The sequence below is a fragment of the Streptomyces sp. NPDC003379 genome (assembly GCF_053589195.1).
On record NZ_JBSFRK010000002.1, the window covers coordinates 249,261 to 269,933 of the forward strand.

A 20,673-nucleotide genomic window follows, 5' to 3' on the forward strand; every position below is an offset into this window, starting at 1 on the left:
AAGCGGGCAAAGTAGGCAAATGCACCGCATCGGGTTCACGTCACCTCGCCGTCCCGGGTCCCCGCCGGCCCTCGTCCAGCGGCTGCGCGCCTCCGCGCGAAGCACGCGGTTCCGGCTGGAGCGGGCGGCCGCGGGGCGGGTGCGGGGGGCCGCCGGGCGGGCGGAGCCCCTGCTGACGCCCGTGCACCTCTCCCTCCGGGACAGCCGCACGCTCAACCTCGCCCTCGCCGCCGGGACGGCCGAGCCCCCGGACCGGGCCCGGCTGATGATCACGCGCGGCCGCCGCGGGCAGACCGTCCCCCTCGCCTTCGAGCGGCACACGGCCGGCACGCCGCTGCTCACCGCCACGGTCACGCTGCGGGGCATGCGGGACGGCGTCTGGCGGCTCACCGTGGAGACGCGGGGCGCCGACGGGCGCGTACGGCGTCAGGGGATCGCGCCCGCCGGTGACGGCGCGCCGCCCGCGCCGCCCGCGACGCCGACGGTGCCGCACGCGCCCGATCCGCTGAGCGGGACCCTCGTGCGGATCGTCAGGTCCCGCAGCGGGCGGGCCGTGCTCCAGGCCACGCGACCGCGGCCACGCGCCGAGCTGGTGCGGTTCGAGCCGCGCGGGGACGGGATCACCGTGCACGGGCGGCTGGTCGGGGCGGCGCTCTCCCCCGGGCGCGCGGAGGCCGTGCGGCGCCGGGACGGAGTCGTCGTGCCCGTCGAAGTGGCGGGGCACGGCGGCGCGTTCACGCTGCGGGTGCCGCTCGGCGCGATGACCGGGGCCGGTGCCGGGCAGTGGGTGTGGGACTTCCGGGTGTCCGGACTGCCACTCGGACGGTGGCTGTCCGACGTACGCGACCCCGCGGCGGCCTACCCCACCCCGTTCCGCGTCTTCGCCCTCCCCAACGGCGCACTGGTCCGGGCACACGCCCACTTCACGGGGGCGGGCGCGTTCGCGGTGACGTGCTGGGACATCACGGAACTCACGCGGGAGCGGACCAACCGCACGCGCCAGTCGGCGGCGAAGGAGACCTCATGAAGATCACGTACCTGCTCGGATGGGGTGACGAGATGGGGGGGACCGAGCTTGCTACCTATACGCAGGCGCAGCATCTCGGCGAGCGGCCCGGCGTCGAGGTCGAGGTTGTTTCCGTTTTCCGGACCCGTGCCGAGCCGTTCTTCGCCGAGGCGCGTGCTCTGCCCGTGCGGTATCTCGTGGATCGTACGACGACGCCCGAGCGTCCGGTGCGGGAGTCCGGGTTGGACGACGGAGCCTGTCGGACGCTCGCCGCGCTGCCCAGTGAGCTGATCCGGCCCGCCTGGGAGGACGCCTTCGACCGGCTCTCGGATGTCGAGATGACCGCCGCGCTCGGCTCGCTCGACACCGACGTGCTGGTCACCACCACGCCCGCGCTGCTCGCCGCCGCCGTGGCGCTCGTGCCCGCGCGGGTCGTCACCGTGCACCAGGAGCACCGCCCCACCCAGCGGCGCGGCCCCTCCGGCGAGCCGCTGCTCCTGCACGCGCCGCGCCTGGACGCCCTCGTCACGCTGACCGAGCGCACCCGGGAGTGGATCGCGGAGTCCCTCGGGCCCACCGCGCCCGAGCTGGCTGTCATCCCGAACGCCGTGCCGGACGGCTTCCGGCCGCGTGCGGACGGAGAGGGCAAGGTCATCGTGATGGCGGCGCGGCTGACCGGCGAGAAGCGCGTCGACCACGCCGTGCGGGCCTTCGCGCAGGTCGCCGACGTGCATCCGCAGTGGACGCTGCGGATCTTCGGCGGCGGCCACCGCGAGCGGCATCTGCGCCGCCTGGTCGACGGGTTCGGCCTGCACGACCGCGTCGAACTGCTGGGCCCCTGCCGGGACATGGCCGCCGAGTGGGCCAAGGCGGGGCTGAGCCTGATGACCGCCGGGCACAACGAGGCGTTCCCGCTGGTGCTCCTGGAGGCGCTCGCCGCGGGGGTGCCCGTCATCGCGTACGACGTGGTCACGGGGCCCGCCGAGATCGTGCGGCACCGCGTCGACGGGCTGCTCGTACCGCCCGGGGAGGTCGACGAACTCGCCCGCGCCATGGATGAGTTGATGGGCGACGATGCCGCCCGCCGCGCTTACGCACGCGCCGCCCGCGAAGGCGTCTACGCCCGTTTCTCCTCGGCGGACGTCACCGCCCGCTGGGAGGAGCTGTACAGGCGGCTCGTGGCGGGGCGGGACCGGCCGCGGCGCCTCGGCGGGCGCGCGGACCGCGTGGCGCTCGGCGTCGCGTCCGGCGGCTGCGGCTTCCGGCCCACCGCCCCGCACACCTTCGACGCCGCGGCCGCCGCCGGCGAGCGGGCCCGCGAGGACGAGATCATCGCCGCCGACACCACGGGCCGCGTCATCCGCTCCGTGGGCCGCCTCGCCGAGCGGCGCGACGACGTGCTCGCGCCGCGCATGGCGGAGTGGAATCTGCGGCTCACCGCGTCCGCGCTGGAGGCGGAGGGTGTGCCCCACGTCCTGGTGCGCACCCCGGACGACACCGCCCACACCCTCGCCGTGGCCGCCGACGACCGGAGCCGCGCCCTGAAGGCCCTGGCCGGGGCGCTGCGCGGGCAGCCCGTCTACGCCGAGCTGGTCAACCCGCGCGACGCGGCACCCGGCGCCGTCCTGGCCGAACGCCTCGACGGCATCGGCGACCTGTCCGGCGTGAAGATCTTCAAGCCGGTGACCACGACCACGCTGTCACTGAGGCACGGCGCGGGCCTCGCCTGCACGGTGGCGTTCTGGCCCCGGACGGTCCAGGGCGCCCCCGGCACAGCCGCGGCCGACGGCTTCCGCGCGCCCTTCGGGACGACCCTCGCAGGCGCGGAGCTGCCCTCGCTCACCCCGACGGCGACCCTGCGGGTGGCGGACCGCGACTACCCGACCCTTCAGATCTTCACCGAACTCCTCGTCAAGGACATCGACTTCCCCGTCGACGCCGTCTACACCTGGGTCGACGACTCCGACCCCGAGTGGCGCGCCCGCCGCGACGCGGCCCGGAGCGACACGGCCCGCGGCCCCGGGCGGGAGTCGGCGGACGACGGCGCCGTGCGCTACCGCAACCGCGACGAGCTCCGCTTCAGTCTGCGCTCCCTTGCGATGTACGCGCCGTGGATCCGGCACGTGTACCTGGTCACGGCCGGCCAGGTCCCCGACTGGCTCGACCGGGACCACCCCGGCCTGACGGTCGTGGACCACCGCGACCTGTTCGCCGACCCCGAGGAGTGCCTGCCGACCTTCAACTCGCACTCCATCGAGTCCCAGCTGCACCGCGTCGAGGGCCTGTCCGAGCACTTCCTGTACTTCAACGACGACATGTTCCTCGGCCGCCCCACCACCCCCGACACGTTCTTCCTCAGCAACGGCCTGGCCCGCTTCTTCTGGTCCTCGGCGTCCGTGCCCGCCCTGCCCCTGTCACCGGACGACGAGGGCTATCTGGCGGCGGCGAAGAACAACCGCGAGCTGCTGCGCCGCGCGTTCGGCAGGACGACGACGCACAGCTTCTTCCACGTGCCGTACGCGCTGCGCCGCAGCGTCCTGAAGGAGATCGCCGAGCGCTTCCCCGAGGAGACGGCGGCCACGGCCCGCAGCCGATTCCGCTGCGCCGACGACTTCGCCCTGGTCTCGTCGCTGTACCAGCACTACGCGTACCTCACCGGGCGGGCGGTGCCGGGCTGGATCGCGTACGACTTCGTGGACATCGGCGACCGCGCCGACCACGCGCGGCTCGGCCGGCTGCTGCAGAACCGCGACCGGACGGCCTTCTGCATCGGGGAGTCCCACGACAGCGGCATGGCGGAGGAGGAGATGGCGCTCGCCATCAGGTCGTTCCTGACGGCGTACTTCCCGGTGCGCTCGCCCTACGAGGTCTGAGCGGCGGACAGGAAGAGCCGCCGGACGACGCGTTCGGCGGCCTTCCCGTCGTCGTAGGGGCAGAAGCGCGCACGGAAAGCCGAGCGCAGCGCCGTCGTCTGCGGCGTGTCCCAGCCGCCGTCCCGGAACAGCTCCGTCAGTCCGTCCTCGGTGGTGGCCACGGCCCCCGGTGTCTCGCCCGGTCTGCCGGACACCACGTCGAAGTAGGTGCCGCGCGCGAGGCGGTACGCCTGCCAGTCCGGCGCGTACGTCACGATCGGGCGGTCCAGGCAGGCGTAGTCGAACATCAGCGACGAGTAGTCCGTGACGAGCGCGTCGGCGGCCAGGCAGAGGTCCTCCACGCGCGCGTGCCCGGTGACGTCGACGAGCTGCGGGTGCGCGTCGAGCCCGGCGTCGGCGCCGTAGAAGTAGTGGGCGCGCACGAGCACGACGTACCCGGGACCGAGCCGTTCGGCGAAGCGCTTGAGGTCGAGGCGGGGCAGGAAGCCCTTCTGGTAGTCGCGGTGGGTCGGCGCGTACAGCAGCACGGTCCGGCCGTCGGCGATGCCCAGCTGGGTGCGGACGCGGTCGATCTCCTCGTCGCCCGTCGTGAAGTACACGTCGTTGCGCGGGTAGCCCGCCTCCAGCGGCTGGTAGGCGGTGGAGGGGTAGACGCGCTCCCAGATCTCCGTGGAGTGCGGGTTGGCGGAGAGGCTGAAGTCCCACTGGTCGGTGTGGTCCAGGACTTTCTGGAAGCTGATGCCGTGCGTACCGGCCGGGTAGCGGCGCTGGTCCAGGCCCATCTTCTTCAGCGGCGTGCCGTGGTGGGTCTGGAGGTAGACCTGGCCGGGGCGCTTGGTGAACCCGCCGGGGAAGCTGGAGTTGTTGACGAGGTACGTCGCCCTGGCCATCGCCTCCCAGTAGCGCCGGGAGCCCTCGACGACGTACTCGACCCCGGCGGGCACCTTGTGCTTGTGTCGCCCGGAGACCACCCACACGCCCCTGATGTGCGGGGCCAGTTCGCGGGCCTTCGCGTGGATGGCGGCCGGGTTGCAGGAGACGGCGCGGTTCCAGTAGGCGCCGTAGACCGCGAGGTGCGGGTCGAGGGAGCGGTGCAGGTCGGTGCGGTAGGCGGCGCGCATGGCGTGGGCGCGCAGCTTCTTCTTCTGCTGCTTGAGCTGCCGGGTGACGCGCAGGCGCCGCGACTCGGCCCTGCGCAGCCCTTCGTGGGCGGCGTAGGAGGCGGCGGCGAGGGCCTTCTCGCCGGGGGTGCGGGGCTCGCCGGGGGTGCGGGGCTCGGTGCCGGTGGGCGCGTACGTCCGGTACACGCGGGCCGCCTCGTGGAAGAAGTCGCGCCGGTCGCCCGCGCGGATGCGGCCGGGGTCGTCGAGGACGGCGAGGAGGTGCGCGGCGGCGTGCGGCAGGAGCCGGGCGCGGTCGGCGGGCCCGGCGGCGGCGAGCAGCTCCTCGTACCGCTCGACGAGGGCGAAGTGGTGTCTGCCCGGCGTCTTGGAGAAGCTCCCGGCTCGCCGCTCGCGCCAGCGCACGCAGGGCCGGTCGAGGACGGCGAGGCGCTCGCCCGCCCGCAGGGTCGCGGTGTGGACCGGCACCACGTCCTCGTACGGCCCCTCGGAGAAGGCGAGCCGCTGCTCGCGCCAGAACCCGCGACGGAATACGCGGTTCCAGGCGGCCGGGGTGACGGACAGCGGGTCGCCCGTGAGGTGGTCGCCGCCGGGGCGGACGGTCTCCCACCAGTCGACGCGGTCGTGCGCGAGGAGCAGGACGTCCGGCTCGCCCCGTTCGGTGAGGGCCGCGTCGATGGCTTCGAGGGCGCCCGGCAGGAGGAGGTCGTCGCCGTCGAGGAAGAGCAGGTGCTCGCCGGTGGCGCGGTCGGCACCGATGTCGCGGGCGGGGCCGGGGCCCGCCCGGTCGGGGACGCGGACCAGTTGCGCGCGCGGGTCGCGCTCCGCATACTCCCCGGCGATCGCGGCGCAGGCGTCGGGCGACGCGTCGTCGACGACGATCAGTTCGAGGTCGTCGAAGGACTGCGTGAGCACGGAGTCCAGGCATTCCCGCAGGTAGCCCTGGACACGGTGGGCGGGGACGACAACCGAGAAGCGCGACATGACAACCGACCGTAGTCAGCCGGGCACCCCCTGTCGAAGACCTCCCATCACTCATTGGGGTGATAGACGCCGAAGAAACTGACCTTCGGGGGCCGCGAGCGGGCAAAGGGGGCTAAATATGCCCGTACTCCCATGAAAGGCCGGTCGCCGTGCAGCCCCGTCTCAGCGTCGTCGTGCCCATCTACAACGTCGAGGAGTTCCTGGAGGAGTGCCTGGAATCGATCGCCCGGCAGACCATGGACGGCCCGGGAAGGACCGGCGGGCCCGAGGGCCCCGGCGGTCTGGAGTGCGTCATGGTCGACGACGGCTCGACCGACGCCAGCCCGCTCATCGCCCGCGAGTTCGCCGCCAGGGACCCCCGCTTCGTCTACGTCCGCCAGCGCAACGCCGGGCTGAGCGCCGCCCGCAACACCGGTGTACGCAAGGCGTCCCCCACCGCCGAGTTCCTGACCTTCGTCGACAGTGACGACGTCGTGCCGCACGACGCGTACGAGCGGATGATCGCGAGCCTGGACGCCACCGGCTCCGACTTCGCGAGCGGCAACGTCTGGCGGCTCACCGAACGCGGCCGCTCGCAGGCCTGGCAGTACAAGTGGCTGACCGAGCCGCGCACCCGTACGCACATCGCGCGCGACCTGGACCTGCTCTCCGACCGCGTGGCCTGGAACAAGGTCTTCCGCCGCTCCTTCTGGGACCGGCACCGCTTCGCCTTCCCCGAGGGCAAGCTCTACGAGGACACCCCCGTGATGATCCCGGCGCACTTCCTCGCCGGGTCCGTGGACGTGCTCAGCGACCACGTCTACTACTGGCGGGTCCGCGAGGGCTCCATCACCCGGCGGCGCACCGACGTCAAGGGCGTGCGCGACCGGATCGCGGCGTGCGCGCACGTCAGCGGCTTCCTCGCCCGGCACGCGCCGGAGATGAAGAAGACGTACGACGCCTCCTGCCTGCGCGACGACTTCGTGTACTTCCTGGAGGGGCTGCCGATGGGCGGCCCCGAGTACCGCGCGGCCTTCATGACGGACACGGCGGCGTTCCTGCGCCGCGCCGACCCGTCCGTCGTCGCCGGACTCCCCGTCGACCTGCGCATCAAGTGGCAGCTCGTCCGCGAGGCGCGCACCGCCGAACTCATCGACCTGCTCGCCTTCGAGCGGGCCAACGGCACCGCCTTCCACGTGCGCGGCAGGGTGCGGCGCAGCGCCTCCTACCCGGGCGTCGGGCGCGTCCCCGAGAAGCTGGCGCGGATCGGGCGGCGCGAACTGCCCGTCGTGGCGCGGGTCGGCGAGGCGCGGTGGGACGCCGACGGGAAGCTGCGGATCGGCGGCTACGCGTACGTACGCAACCTGGAGGCGACCCGGCCCGGGCACTCCGTCAAGGCGGGGCTGCTCAAGTCGGCGCGGAGCAAGGGGCGGTTCCGGCGCGTGCCGACGAGGACCGTCGCCGCGCCGCAGGCCACCGAGCAGTCGCGGCAGCGCCTGCACTGCTACGACCTGTCCGGCTTCGAGATGACCGTCGACCCCGAGCAGCTCAAGACCGGTGGCCGGTGGCGGCCGGGGAACTGGCTGCTCGGTGTGGTCGTCGCGGGCCACGGCACGGTGCGGCGCGCGGCCGTGCGGGCCGCCGACGGGGCGTCGGCGCAGTCCGTGGTGCGCGAGCTGGGCGACGGGCTGCGGCTCGTCCTCGGCTTCAGCAGGGGGCGGCGGCTCGTGCTGAAGATCCAGGAGTACGCGGCGCGGGTGGACGCCCATCGGCGCGACGGGGGCGACGTGGTGCTGAGCGGGAGCCTGCCGGGGCATGCGCGCCCCCGGGCGCTGCGGCTCACCCACAAGCACTCCGGCGCCGAGTTCGACTACCCGGTGTCCCTCGCCGACGACCGCTTCGAGGTCCGCGTGCGCCTCGCCGACCTGGCGGGGGCGGCGCCCGTCCCGCACCTCGCGCCCAAGGAGGTCGAGCCGCCGCACGGCGACCGCTGGCAGGCCAACCTCGTCCTGCCCGACGGCAGACTGAAGTCCCTCGCCGCCACGCTCGACCTCGCCCCTGGGCGGTACGCGGCGGGCGCGGGCCGCGAACTGTGCGCCACGGCCAACGACCAGGGCCAGCTGGTCGTCGAACTGACCCGCCAGCCGATCGCCGACCACGTCACGTGGGCCGCGGACGGCACGCTGACCGTCGACATCCTGGCGACGCGAGCCTGCTGGCCCCAGGCCGAGTTCGTACTGCGGCACAGCGGCCGCGACGAGGAACTCGCGGTACCGGTCGAGCGCGACGGCGACCGGCTGCGCGCGGTGGTCGCGCCGGGGGGCGGGGCGTTGCGGGAGGGGCGGTGGTACGCGTTCTTGCGGGAGGCGGGGACGGAGATCGGTGGGTGGGCCGAGCGAGGCGAGGGCGTGCCCGGCGGACAGGCCGAGCCGGTCGAAGGCGCGCCCGGCGGACAGGCCGAGCCGGTCGAAGGCGCGCCCGGCGGACAGGCCGAGCCGGTCGAAGGCACGCCCGGCGGACAGGCCGAGCCGGTCGGAGGCGCGCCCGGCGGGCGGGTTGAGCGGCGTGAGGACGGTATGCCCGTGCGGTTGCTTGCCTCTGTGTCGGGGCGGTTGCCGCTTCGGCAGGCCGTTCAGGGGCGGGAGTTCACCGTCGACCGGCGGTTCGGGGACCGGCTGCTCGTCGAGGCGGGGTCCGTCCTCGCCCGGTCCGAGCGCGGGGCCTACCGGCAGCACCGGCTCCGCACCGCCCACTACCCGGGCTGCCGCAAGCGGCCGCTGACCGACGCCGTCCTCTACCTCGACGGGGACTCGCCCCGCGCCGTCCACGAGGAGCTGACCCGGCGCGGCGACGACATCGAGCACCTGTGGGTCACGCACGACCAGCAGACCCGCGTCCCGGCCGGTGCGAAGGGCGTCGAGGAGCACAGCGCCGCCTGGTACGAGGCGCTGGCCCGCTGCCGCCGCATCGTCACCGCGGGCCATCTGCCGGAGTTCTTCGAGCGCCGCGAGGGCCAGACCGTCGTACAGACCTGGAACGGCGCCCCGCTCAAGCGCATCGGCACCGACCTCACCGACACGCTCTACGCCGACCACGGCCACCTCGACGCCCTGCCGCGCCTGTCCCGCCAGTGGGACGTGCTGGTCTCGCCGAACAGCTTCTCCACCCCGCATCTGGGCCGCGCCCTCGCCTACGACGGCGAGGTCCTCGAAGCGGGCTCGCCCCGCAACGACGTGCTGTTCGGTGACGACCGCCAGAAGGTCGCCGAGCGGGTCCGCCGCGAGCTGGACATCGCGCCGGGCAAGCGGATCGTGCTGTACGCGCCGACGTACCGGGACCATCTCGCGTACTCCCCGGGCCGCTTCCGCTACGAGCCCGCGCTCGACTTCCGCGCGGCCGAGTCGGTGCTCGGCGACGACCACGTCCTGCTGGTGCGCAAGCACCCGCTGACGGCGGGCCGGCTGCCGGGCGCCCGCGCGCCCTTCGTACGCGATGTGTCGGCCCACCCCCGCGCGGCCGAACTCCTGCTGGTCGCCGACGTGCTGGTGACCGACTACTCCTCGCTGATGTTCGACTTCGCGCACACCGGGCGCCCGATGCTCTTCCACGCCTACGACCTGGAGCACTACCGCGACACGGTGCGCGGCTTCTACCTCGACTTCGAGACGACCGCCCCCGGCCCGCTGCTCGCCTCCACCGGCGAGGTCGTCGAGGCGCTGCGCGACCTGGACTCCATCGCGGCCCGGCACGCGGACGCGTACACGGCGTTCCGCGAGGCCTACTGCGACCTGGACGACGGCAGGGCCGCGGCCCGCGTCGTGGAGAGGCTGATGCGGTGAGCGGCACGCTTCTGGTCCGCCGGGTCGCCCACGGCGCGACGGCGCTGGGCGGCGCCCCGCGATGGCGCCCCTCGCCCCACGTGGTCTTCGGCGGGCTCTTCTGGCTGGTGATGTCGCTGGCGTTCTGGCGGGTCCCGATGTGCTGCGACTTCGGGCAGCACGCGGCGGTCGTCGAGCGTCTGAAGGAGAACCTCCTGCACCCCGCGCACCCGATGGCGGACCTGCCGGGCGACGGCAGCGCGTACTACTCGCCGTACGCGGTCGCCCAGGGCCTGTTCGCCAAGGCGACGGGTTTCGCGGGCTGGGAGGTCGTGAAGCTCTCGGGCCCGCTCAACCTCCTCGTCCTGCTCACCGGCATCGGCCGTTTCGTGCGCGTCCTGACGCCCCGCCCGTGGGCCCCGGTCCTCGCGCTGCTCGCGATGGTGCTGCTCTGGGGCACCCGGATGGCGTGGTGGAGCGGCTATCTGGGCCTGATGTCGATGACGGGGAACCTCGGCTATCCGTCGACGTTCGCGATCGGCCTGGCGTTCTGGGCGTGGGCGTGGGCCGGTGCGCTCGCCCGGCGGCCTCGGGGCCTTTGGCCGTACGTCGGTCTGGGCGCCCTGTGCGGGCTCGTCCTGCTCATCCATCCGATCTCGTCGGTGGCGGCGGTCATCGGTGTGGTCGCCTTCGCGGCGTCCGACCCGAAGGTGCGGGCGTGGGGGCGGCTTGGGGCGTGGGCGGTGACCGCCCTGACCGCGGCGGTCGCCGCGGCGCTCTGGCCGTACTTCAGTGTCTTCTCGCTGGTCGGTGACGACAGCGTCGACTGGATCCACCGCCAGCTCTACAGCGGGATGCCCCAGCGCTTCTGGCTGGCGCTGCTCGGGCTCCCGGCGCTGTGGCTGCGCCATCGCAGGGACCGCAGGGATCCCCTCGTCCTGATGTTCGCCCTGGAGTGCGCGGTCGTCGCGTACGGCTGGGTCAGCGGCCACTACACCTACGGGCGCATCCTCGGACTGACGCTGGTGCCCCTCCAGTTCGCCCTCGCCATCGAGCTCGCGGCGCCGCGCACCTGGGGGTGGCGGCGGGGCGCGCTCGCCGGGGCGGCGGCGCTCGGGGCCTGCGTCGGGTTCTTCCAGATCCAGGCGGGCGCCGTCGTGCCGCGCGCGCTGGACCCCATCGGCTTCGACCAGCCGCCGCGCTGGCCCGGCTACGGCTGGGCGGCCGGCCATATGCGCAAGGGCGACGTCGTCCTGACCGACGGCTACCGGCCCACCCGCTCCGTCCCCGGCTACGGCGCCAACCTCGTCGCCCCCGCCTGGCCGGACGCCTCGCTCGACGAGGCCGTGCGGGAGCGCCGCCTCACGGCCGTACGCACCTACCTCTCCCCCGCCTCCAGCCGTGCGCAGCGCTCGGCCATCGTCGGCCGCTACGACGTGCGGTGGCTGCTGCTCGCACCGGGCCAGAAGGCGCCGCCGGAGGCCGTGGTCGTCGACTGGAGCCGGCGTACGGGTGAGGTACTGGCGCGAGTCGGCGGTGCGAAGCACCCCGAACAGGACAGTGCCGCACCCACGAATGCCCCACTAATCGGATAATTACCGGCAACCACTAAAATTTCCCCCGTGGACCGCATCCTGTCTCATCCGACTGCCCAGAACACACCTGCCACTAACCCGTCCGCCGCCCGGATCTCCGTTGTCGTGATCGGCTACAACGACGCGGCCCACGTCGCGGACGCGGTGCGTTCCGCGCTGGCCCAGGGCCCCGTCGTCCGCGAGGTGATCGCCGTCGACGACTGCTCGACGGACGGCAGCGACGAGACCCTGGCCGCCCTCGCCGAACAGGACCGGCGCGTGAAGGTGATCCGCCGCGACAGCAACAGCGGCGGCTGCGGGACCCCCCGCAACGAAGGGATCGACGCCGCTTCATCGCCGTACGTGATGTTCCTCGACAGCGACGACGTCCTGCCGCCCGGCGCGGCCGCCGCGCTGCTCGCCGCCGCCGAGCGGCACGGCTGCGAGGTCGCCTCGGGACTGTGCGTGCGCCGCGAACTGCCGTCCGGCCGGGAGGTGCCCTGGCAGCCCGAGCTGTACACCAAGGCTCGCCTCGTCGCCCGCCCCGAGCTGCGCACCCGCCTCGTCCACGACACGCTCTGCGTCAACAAGCTCTACCGTACGGACTTCCTGCGCGAGCACGGCATCCGCTTCCCCGAAGGCCCCTTCATCTACGAGGACTTCGTCTTCACCGCGCGCGTACTCGCCGCGGCCCCGCGCATCGCACTCGTCCCCGACACCGTCTACGTCTGGCACGTGCGCCGCGCCGCAACCAAACTGTCCATCTCCCTGGACCGCTCCGGGATCGCCAACTGGCAGGCCCGCATGGAGGCGCACCGCCAGTCCGTGGAGATCCTGCGGGACGCGCGCGGCACGGGCGGCAAGCGGCTCGCGCGGGCGGCCCGCGCCAAGTTCGTCGACCACGGGCTGCGGATGTACGCCCGTGAACTGCCCGCGCGCGGCAAGGAGTACCAGCGCGAGTGGTGGGCCCTCACGCGCGCGTACCTGACGACGTTCGACGCCGCCGACCTCGACGCGGCGCCCGCCCCCGGCCGCGTCATCGCCCGCGTCATCCTCGCCTCCGAACAGCCGCGCGACCTGGTCCGGCTGAAGCAGGTTGCGGCGCGCCCGGCGCGGCTCGCGCCGCCGTATCCGAGGACGGCCGACGCCACACCGGTCTGGGCGGCCGACCTCCCGCAGGTCACCCTCGACCATCTGCTCGTACGCCCCATGCGCCTGCTGCCCCTCGCGGTCGACGGCGAGCTGCGTCCGCGCGTGGGCGGCACACGGCTCACGCTGCGGCTGCGGGAGCTGTACGGGCGGGTGGCACAGGCGGGCCCCGCCACCGTCGACGTCGAACTGGTCCACCGGCACAGCGGTCTGCCCGGCCTGCGCAGGACGGCGGCGTTCACCGCGGAGCGGCCCGGCGAGACGTGGACCGCCACGGCCCTGCTCGACCTCGGCTCGCTGGAGGGCGCCGTGTGGGACGTACGGCTGCGGGTGCGCTTCGACGACGGAACGTCACGCGACACGACCGCGCACGCCGTCGCGGGGCCCGGACTGCTGCGCCGCACCGTGGTGCCGAGCGCCCGGCGCGGCATCCTCCTCGTCCAGCCGTACGCCACCCAGGCGGGGAACCTCTCGGTGCGGCTCGCGCCCGGCGTGGGGGGCGTCGCCGGGGTCGCGAAACGGCGGCTGGCCCGGCTGGCCGGGCCGGTCCGCGCCGCGGTAGGCGGTTCAGGGCGTTGACGCGCCGCGTACACGCCCTCTGGAAGACTGCGACGCGATCCACCCGCACAGAACACGCGAACACCGCACATCGCACACACGCACGACAGGACGGGACACGACGACCATGACCTGGCTGATCACCGGCGGCGCCGGATATATCGGGGCGCATGTCGTCCGCGCCATGACGGAGGCGGGCGAGCGGGCCGTGGTCTACGACGACCTGTCCACCGGCATCGTCGACCGCCTCCCCCCGGGCGTCCCCCTCGTGACGGGCTCGACCCTGGACGCGGACCTCCTGGCCCGCACCCTCAAGGAGCACGAGGTCACCGGCGTCGTCCACCTCGCGGCGAAGAAGCAGGTCGGCGAGTCGGTGGAGCAGCCCCTGCGCTACTACCACGAGAACGTGGAGGGCCTGCGGGTGCTCCTCGAAGCGGTGGTGGCGGCCGGGGTCCCCTCCTTCGTCTTCTCCTCTTCGGCCGCGGTGTACGGCATGCCCGACGTCGACCTCGTCACCGAGGAGACGCCGTGCCTGCCGATGAGCCCGTACGGCGAGACGAAGATGGCGGGCGAGTGGCTGGTGCGCGCCGTGGGGCGCGCGCACGGCCTGGCGACGGCCTCTTTGCGCTACTTCAACGTGGCGGGCGCGGCCTCGCCCGAGCTGGCGGACACCGGCGTCTACAACCTCGTCCCGATGGTCTTCGAGAAGCTCACCGCCGGCGAGGCCCCCCGCGTCTTCGGCGCGGACTACGACACGCCCGACGGCACCTGCGTACGCGACTACATCCACGTCGTCGACCTGGCCGAGGCCCACGTGGCGACGGCCCGCAAGCTGGCCTCGGCCGCGCCCGGCACGGACCTGACCCTCAACATCGGCCGCGGCGAGGGCGTCTCGGTCCGCGAGATGACGGATCTCATCAACGAGATCACGGGCTACGACACCCCCGCCGAGGTGGCCGCCCGCCGCCCCGGCGACCCGGCCCGCGTGGTCGCCGCGGCGGACCGCGTCACGGCGGAACTGTCCTGGTCGGCCAAGCGGGACGTACGCGACATGATCGCGTCGGCGTGGGCGGGCTGGGTCCGGCTGCATCCGGGGACGGGGCGGAAGTAGGGCGGGGCGGGGTCCCTGCGGGGGCAGGAGCGGAGCCTTCGGCGGGCCGGTGACGTCGATGGTGACCGGGGCGGTCCGGTTCTGCTGAGATCGGTTCAGGAGAGCGCCCATCGTTCCGGCGGCCGGCTTGGTCCGCTTGGCCTTCGACGGCGTACAGCAGGTTCTGGTCAGCGTCGGTACGGGCGTCGTGGCGCTCGGGACCGGCACGGCCCTGTCCCTGACGCGCCGCCGGGACGCCTGAACACCGGGACGCCCGAGGAGCGCCGGCGCGCCCGCCTCAGAGCGCCCGCAGCCCCGCCGCCGTGGCCGCCGCCAGCCTGCCCAGATATCCCTTGGGCAGATCGGCCCGCACCACCACCGAACGCCAGTAGAGCGGCCCCGACACCAGGTCGAGGGCCAGCTCCTGGTCGGCGCCCTCGCGCACCTCGCCCCGCTCGACGGCGGCCCGCACGATGCCGCTCGCGACCCCGTGCTGCCCTTCGCGCAGCGCCTTCTGGAGGGCCTCGGCGATCTCGGGGTTGCGGGCCGCCTCCGCCTGGAGGTCCGGGATGACCTGCGAGGCGACGGGATGCCGCAGCGCGCGCGATGTCACCTCGTACAGCAGCCGCAGGTCCCCTTCCAGCGATCCGGTGTCCGGCGCAGGGAGCCCCTGGACCGCTATGGCCGACACCAGGTCCAGTACGAGATGCAGCTTGGACCGCCAGCGGCGGTAGACGGCGGTCTTGCCGACGCCTGCGCGGCGGGCGATGCCCTCGATGGACATACGGGCGTAGCCGACGGAGGCGAGCTCTTCGAAGACGGCGGCCCGGATGGCCTCGGTCACGTCCTCGCGGAGCACGGCGGCTCCGGCGGGGGGCCTGCGGCGCGGCTGTTCGTCCTGTGGCCTGCTCGTCGTCATACGGACAGCATAAAGCGTCACGACGATACGGTTGCGTTCCGACGTTGGGAGGTCCTACGCTCGGCGTTACGACGATACGGGTCCGTCCCGACGTACGCCCCAACCTCTCCGAAGGCCCCGGATGCCCTCCCCCCGCCTCCCCGAGCGAAAGCCACGGACGTGAGCCAGGTCCTCGACGCACCACCACCGCCCCGCACCGCCGCGGCGGCCCCCCTCTCCCCCGCCGAACTCGCCGCCCAGTACGGCCTCACCGTCAGCGGCGCCCGCCCCTCCCTGCCCGCCTACGTCCGCCGGCTGTGGCAGCGCCGCCACTTCATCACCGCCTTCGCGACCGCCAAGCTGACGGCCCAGTACAGCCAGGCCAAGCTCGGCCAGCTCTGGCAGGTGATGACGCCGCTGCTGAACGCGGCGGTCTACTACTTCATCTTCGGCGTCCTCATGGACACCAAGCGGGATGTGGAGGACTACGTCCCGTTCCTGGTGACCGGCGTCTTCGTCTTCACGTTCACCCAGCAGTCCGTCATGGCCGGCACCCGCGCCATATCGGGCAGCCTCGGCCTGGTCCGCGCCCTGCACTTCCCGCGCGCCTCGCTGCCCATCTCGTACTGCCTGCAACAGCTCCAGCAGCTGCTCTTCTCCATGTGCGCGCTGATCGTGATCCTGCTCTGCTTCGGCGTGCCGCCCGCGCCGTCCTGGCTCCTGGTGGTCCCGGTCCTGGTCCTCCAGTTCACGTTCAACACCGGGCTCGCGCTCGTCATGGCCCGGCTCGGCAGCAAGACGCCGGACATCGCGCAGCTGATGCCGTTCGTGCTGCGGACCTGGATGTACGTGTCCGGGGTGATGTGGAGCATCGACGCGGTGCTCAAGGGCCAGCACCTGCCGCACGCCGTGCGGGTCCTCCTGGAGTGCAATCCGGCCGCCGTCTACATCGACCTGATGCGGTTCGCGCTGATCGACAGCTTCCGGGCGGAGCAGCTCCCGCACCACGCGTGGGCCTGGGCGCTGGGCTGGGCCCTGCTCGCCGGGATCGGCGGGTTCATCTACTTCTGGAAGGCAGAGGAGACGTACGGCCGTGGCTGATCCGCGAACGACCGCAACCCCCACCGTCATCGTCGACCAGGTCGACATCGTCTACCGCGTGCACGGCGCGGGCGCCACTGCGGGCCGCGGCGCCGCCACCGCCGCGCTCGGCCGCATCCTGAAGCGGGGCGGCTCCGCGAGCGGCGTACGCGAGGTGCGCGCCGTCAAGAACGTGTCGTTCACCGCCCGCAAGGGCGAGGCGATCGGCCTGATCGGCACCAACGGCTCGGGGAAGTCCACACTGCTCAAGGCGGTCGCCGGACTGCTCCCCGTCGAGCGCGGGCGCATCTTCACCGACGGCCAGCCCTCCCTCCTCGGCGTGAACGCGGCCCTGATGAACGACCTGACCGGTGAGCGCAACGTCCGCCTCGGCGGCCTCGCGATGGGCATGTCGCGGGAGCAGGTCCAGGAGCGCTACCAGGAGATCGTCGACTTCTCCGGCATCAACGAGAAGGGCGACTTCATCACGCTGCCCATGCGCACGTACTCGTCCGGCATGGCGGCGCGCCTGCGCTTCTCCATCGGCTCCGCCAAGGACCACGACGTCCTGCTCATCGACGAGGCCCTGGCCACCGGGGACCGCTCCTTCCAGAAGCGTTCCGAGGCCCGCATCCGGAAGCTGCGCGAGCGCGCGGGCACGGTCTTCCTGGTCAGCCACAACAACAGGTCGATCCGCGACACCTGCGACCGGGTGCTGTGGCTGGAGCGCGGCGAGCTGCGGATGGACGGCGCCACGGCGGACGTACTGAAGGAGTACGAACGGTTCACGGGCGGTGGCGGCGGTCAGGACCGGACGAGATAGACCTATCCCTTTTGTCGCATCAATACTCGCATCCCTACACTATGGGAGCGTTTAGCAACAGAAGGAGTGCGCGTGCAGCCACGGCTGAGTGTTGTCGTCCCCGTCTACAACGTCGAGCTCTACCTCGACGAGTGCCTGGAGTCCCTGGCGGCCCAGACCTTCAAGGACTTCGAAGTGGTCATGGTCGACGACGGGTCGACGGACGGCAGCGCGGCCATCGCCGAGCGCTTCGCGGCTGCCGACCCGAGGTTCCGGCTGATATCCCAGGAGAACAAGGGCCTGGGCGCGGCGCGGAACACCGGTGTGCGGGAGATGTCGCCGGACAGCGAGTACCTGGCGTTCGTGGACAGCGACGACACGCTGCCCGCGACGGCGTACGCGCTGCTGATCGAGACGCTCGACGAGACCGGATCGGACTTCGCGGCGGGCAACGTCACGCGCTTCCGCTCCGCCGGATACGTGCAGTCGCCCGTGCACCGCGTGCCGTTCGCGGCGACCCGGCTGCGTACGCACGTCTCCAGATTCCGCCCGCTGCTGACGGACCGCACCGCGTGGAACAAGGTGTACCGCCGCTCCTTCTGGGAGCAGCACCAGCTCGCCTACCCGGAAGCCATGCTCTACGAGGACGCGCCCGTCAGCGTCCCCGCGCACTACCTCGCGGACTCCGTGGACGTCCTGAGCGAGCCGATCTACAACTGGCGCGAGCGGGAGATCGGCGAGCGCTCCATCACCCAGAACCGCACCAACCCGCAGGGTCTGATCGACCGCGTGAAGTCGATCCGCATGGTGCGCGAGTTCCTGCTCGCACGCGTCGGCGACGACCCGATGTACGCCGAGCACCTGCGGGTCTACGACCACAACGCGCTCGCCGAGGAGATCCCCCTCTTCTGGAAGGTGCTGCCCGGGTCGGACGCGGCCTACCAGGAAGCGTTCCTGGAGCACGTGGGCCGCCTCGTCCGCGAGATCGGGCAGGACGCGGTGCGGGCGCTGCACGTGCCGCACAAGCTGAAGCTGTACCTGACCGTGCACCGGCGCCTGGACGAACTGATCGGCCAGCTGGAGTTCGAGAAGGAGCACCCCGGCTCGATCCCCGTCTCCGGGACGCTGCACCCGAAGGCCGACTACCCCTTCCTCGACCCGACCGACCCCGTACCGGACGCGGTCCTGCGACTCGACCCGGAGCTGCGGCTCCGCAGCCGGCTCGACGAGGCCGCCTGGCACGACGGCAGGCTCTGGCTGTCCGGCTGGGCGTTCGCCCGCCAGCTCGGCGCCGAGTCGCGCGGCAAGGCGCTCAAGTCGCTGATCCTGAAGGAGAAGGGCAGCCGCCGCACGGTGCTCGTGCCGGCGCGCAGCCACGTCGACCCGGAGGCCACCGTGGCCTCGGGCGCGGAGTTCCGGCACGCCGACTGGGCGGGCTTCGGCGCGCTGGTGAACCCCGCGCGGCTTCGCCACCGCGGCAAGTGGGTCGACGGCCTGTGGTGGGTACGGATCGCCGTCGCCGGCACGGGCGCCACGCCCCGGCGCGGCCCGCTCCACGGCTCGGGCACGGGCTCCGGGCAGGCGCCGCCCGCGCACTGGGTCACCGAGGACGTCCGCGTGGCCCCGCAGATCCAGGACGGCGAGCTGGCCATCCGCGTGGAAACGGCGCACGCCCGCGCGCTGGAGGTCCGCGCCGATGGCCCCGACCGTCTCCTCGTACGCGGCATCCTGCGCACGGCCCCGAAGGGCGAGGCCCGCCTGCGCATGCGCCACCGCGAGTCCGGCACGATCCTCACGACGCCCCTGGACCTCGACGCCCCCGTGCACGGCCGCGTCCCCTTCACGGCCCTCGTCGGCACGGCGACCCTGACGACCACCCGCGAAGACCACGAACGCCTGCGCCCGACCCAGGCGGAACGCTCGATAGGCCGCTGGGACATGTCGGTGGAGATCGTCGACGCCACCGGCGACGAGCCGAGGTCGACCCGCCTCGCCCTGATCCTGGACGACCGAGAAGGCTTCTCCGGCGCCCAGTTCCCCCACGCCGACCGCGCGGTCTACGCGCGCCGCAGCCCCGGCGGCTACCTCCAGCTCTGCGACCAGCCCGTCCAGCCCCTGGTCGACCGTGTCTCCGTACGCCCCGACGGCAGCGGCACCGTCACCCTCACCGGCAGCTACCCGGCGCAGGGCGTCCACGACCTGGAGCTGGTCCTCCGCCAGACCTGGTCGGGCCACGAGTACACGTTCCCGGCGAAGGCGGCGGACGGCCGGTTCGAGGCGAGCTTCGTCCCCGCCCCCACCCACCGCTACGCCGGCGAGACCCCGCTGCGCGCGGGCTTCTGGTGGCCGTCCATCCAGAAGCCGGACGGCTCCCGCACCGCCGTCCAGCTCGCCCCGCCCGTCCACGCCCACCTCCCCCTGGAGATCACGGCGCACGGCAAGCGCGTCGAGCTGCAAGCACGCCAGTACGACCAGCTGGCCCTGATGGCCCACTCCGAGCTGCGCCCCGACGAGCGCAGCCGCTACCGCCAGACCCGCCTGCGCACCGAGGCCTACCCGGCCGCCCGCCACGAGCCGCTGCGCGAGGCCGTCCTGTACGACGTCTTCGGCGGCCGCATGTACGGCGACTCCCCGCGCGCCATCCACGAGGAGATGGTCCGCCGCGGCCTGCCGGTCGAGCACCTGTGGGTCGTCAAGGACGGCCAGTGCGAGGTCCCGGCCACCGCGAGGGCGGTCCGCGTGCACAGCCCCGAGTACTACGAGGCGATGGCCCGCTCCCGCTACATCGTCGGCAACACGCACTTCCCGCGTTGGTTGGAGCGCCGCGAGGGCCAGCAGATCATCCAGACCTGGCACGGCACCCCGCTGAAGCGGATCGGCTTCGACTTCGACAACGAGCACTTCGCGAGCACCCAGTACCTCACGGACCTGGACCGCGAGCGCCACCAGTGGACGATGCTGCTCTCCCCCAACCGGTTCAGCACGCCGATCCTGCGCAGCGCGTTCCGCTTCGGCGGTGACGTGGACGGCGAGCTGCTGGAGGCGGGCTACCCCCGCAACGACGTACTGCTCGCCCCCGAGCACGCCGAGCACGCCGAGCACGCCGAGCGCGCCGACCGCGCCGACCGCGCCGCACGAGTGCGCCGGACCCTCGGCCTGCCCGACGGCAAGAAGGTCGTCCTGTACGCCCCGACCTGGCGCGAGGACAAGCAGCGCCACCGCGGCGGCTTCCTGCTGGACCTCCGTATCGACCTGGAGAAGGCCCGGCACGAGTTGGGCGACGACCACGTCCTCCTGGTCCGCCCGCACGCGCACATCGTGGAGCCGGTGCCGGGCGCGGGCGACGGCTTCGTGTGGGACGTGGCGGGCTACCCGGACATCATGGATCTGCTCCTGATCGCCGACGTCCTGGTCACCGACTACTCCTCGGTGATGTTCGACTTCGCCGTGACCGGCCGTCCGATGCTCTTCTTCACGTACGACCTGGAGCACTACCGCGACCGCCTGCGCGGCTTCTACTTCGACTTCGAGAAGCGCGCGCCGGGCCCGCTCGTGCCCACCTCCGACGAGCTGATCGCCGCGCTGAAGGGCCTCGACGCGACGAGCGGGCCGTACGAGAAGGCGTACGCCGAGTTCCGTGCCGAGTTCTGCGACCTGGACGACGGCCGGGCCGCGGCCCGCGTCGTCGACCGGATGCTCGCCCACCGAGGGAGGGCCACCGCATGAGCACGCACGAGGGGG

At 73.0% G+C, this 20,673-nt stretch carries 11 protein-coding genes; 9 read left to right on the forward strand and 2 right to left on the reverse strand.

Annotated elements, in window-relative coordinates:
- The first annotated feature begins 19 nt into the window (after positions 1-19).
- Positions 20-1,027 carry a hypothetical protein gene (locus ACWDVB_RS03685; RefSeq protein ID WP_451517796.1) on the forward strand — a complete coding sequence of 336 codons (1,008 nt, stop codon included), beginning with the start codon at positions 20-22 and terminating at the stop codon, positions 1,025-1,027.
- On the forward strand, positions 1,024-3,879 hold the full coding sequence (locus ACWDVB_RS03690; protein ID WP_451517795.1) for a stealth conserved region 3 domain-containing protein: 2,856 nt from the start codon (positions 1,024-1,026) through the stop codon (positions 3,877-3,879). The genes ACWDVB_RS03685 and ACWDVB_RS03690 overlap by 4 nt, the downstream gene beginning before the upstream one ends.
- On the opposite strand, the gene ACWDVB_RS03695 is transcribed toward ACWDVB_RS03690, so the two are convergent.
- Positions 3,867-5,984 (reverse strand): bifunctional glycosyltransferase/CDP-glycerol:glycerophosphate glycerophosphotransferase, encoded by a 2,118-nt coding sequence (locus ACWDVB_RS03695; RefSeq protein ID WP_451517794.1) that lies wholly within the window; start codon positions 5,982-5,984, stop codon positions 3,867-3,869. The two genes, ACWDVB_RS03690 and ACWDVB_RS03695, sit on opposite strands and share 13 nt — an antisense overlap.
- A gap of 149 nt (positions 5,985-6,133) precedes the next feature.
- On the opposite strand from ACWDVB_RS03695, the gene ACWDVB_RS03700 reads away from it, so the two are divergent.
- From ACWDVB_RS03700 to galE, 4 genes are all read left to right on the forward strand, one after another.
- Positions 6,134-9,802 carry a CDP-glycerol glycerophosphotransferase family protein gene (locus ACWDVB_RS03700; RefSeq protein ID WP_451517793.1) on the forward strand — a complete coding sequence of 1,223 codons (3,669 nt, stop codon included), beginning with the start codon at positions 6,134-6,136 and terminating at the stop codon, positions 9,800-9,802.
- A complete protein-coding gene (locus tag ACWDVB_RS03705) occupies positions 9,799-11,376 on the forward strand; it encodes a hypothetical protein (protein ID WP_451517792.1) in 1,578 nt (525 codons plus the stop codon). Before ACWDVB_RS03700 ends, ACWDVB_RS03705 begins: the two co-directional genes overlap by 4 nt.
- A gap of 36 nt (positions 11,377-11,412) precedes the next feature.
- A complete protein-coding gene (locus ACWDVB_RS03710) occupies positions 11,413-13,083 on the forward strand; it encodes a glycosyltransferase family 2 protein (protein WP_451517806.1) in 1,671 nt (556 codons plus the stop codon).
- A 106-nt stretch (positions 13,084-13,189) separates the two neighbouring features.
- Positions 13,190-14,173: a UDP-glucose 4-epimerase GalE gene (galE, locus tag ACWDVB_RS03715; RefSeq protein ID WP_451517791.1), complete on the forward strand. Its 984-nt coding sequence runs from the start codon at positions 13,190-13,192 to the stop codon at positions 14,171-14,173.
- A 277-nt stretch (positions 14,174-14,450) separates the two neighbouring features.
- Here the strand turns inward: galE and ACWDVB_RS03720 are convergent, their stop codons facing one another.
- A complete protein-coding gene (locus tag ACWDVB_RS03720; protein WP_451517790.1) occupies positions 14,451-15,071 on the reverse strand; it encodes a TetR/AcrR family transcriptional regulator in 621 nt (206 codons plus the stop codon).
- 159 nt (positions 15,072-15,230) lie between these two features.
- On the opposite strand from ACWDVB_RS03720, the gene ACWDVB_RS03725 reads away from it, so the two are divergent.
- The 3 genes from ACWDVB_RS03725 to ACWDVB_RS03735 all read left to right on the forward strand — a co-directional run bounded on the left by ACWDVB_RS03725 (position 15,231) and on the right by ACWDVB_RS03735 (position 20,658).
- On the forward strand, positions 15,231-16,151 hold the full coding sequence (locus ACWDVB_RS03725; RefSeq protein ID WP_451517789.1) for an ABC transporter permease: 921 nt from the start codon (positions 15,231-15,233) through the stop codon (positions 16,149-16,151).
- On the forward strand, positions 16,144-16,953 hold the full coding sequence (locus ACWDVB_RS03730) for an ABC transporter ATP-binding protein (RefSeq protein ID WP_451517788.1): 810 nt from the start codon (positions 16,144-16,146) through the stop codon (positions 16,951-16,953). Before ACWDVB_RS03725 ends, ACWDVB_RS03730 begins: the two co-directional genes overlap by 8 nt.
- Before the next feature lie 72 nt (positions 16,954-17,025).
- On the forward strand, positions 17,026-20,658 hold the full coding sequence (locus ACWDVB_RS03735) for a CDP-glycerol glycerophosphotransferase family protein (RefSeq protein ID WP_451517787.1): 3,633 nt from the start codon (positions 17,026-17,028) through the stop codon (positions 20,656-20,658).
- The last annotated feature ends 15 nt before the right edge of the window (positions 20,659-20,673 follow it).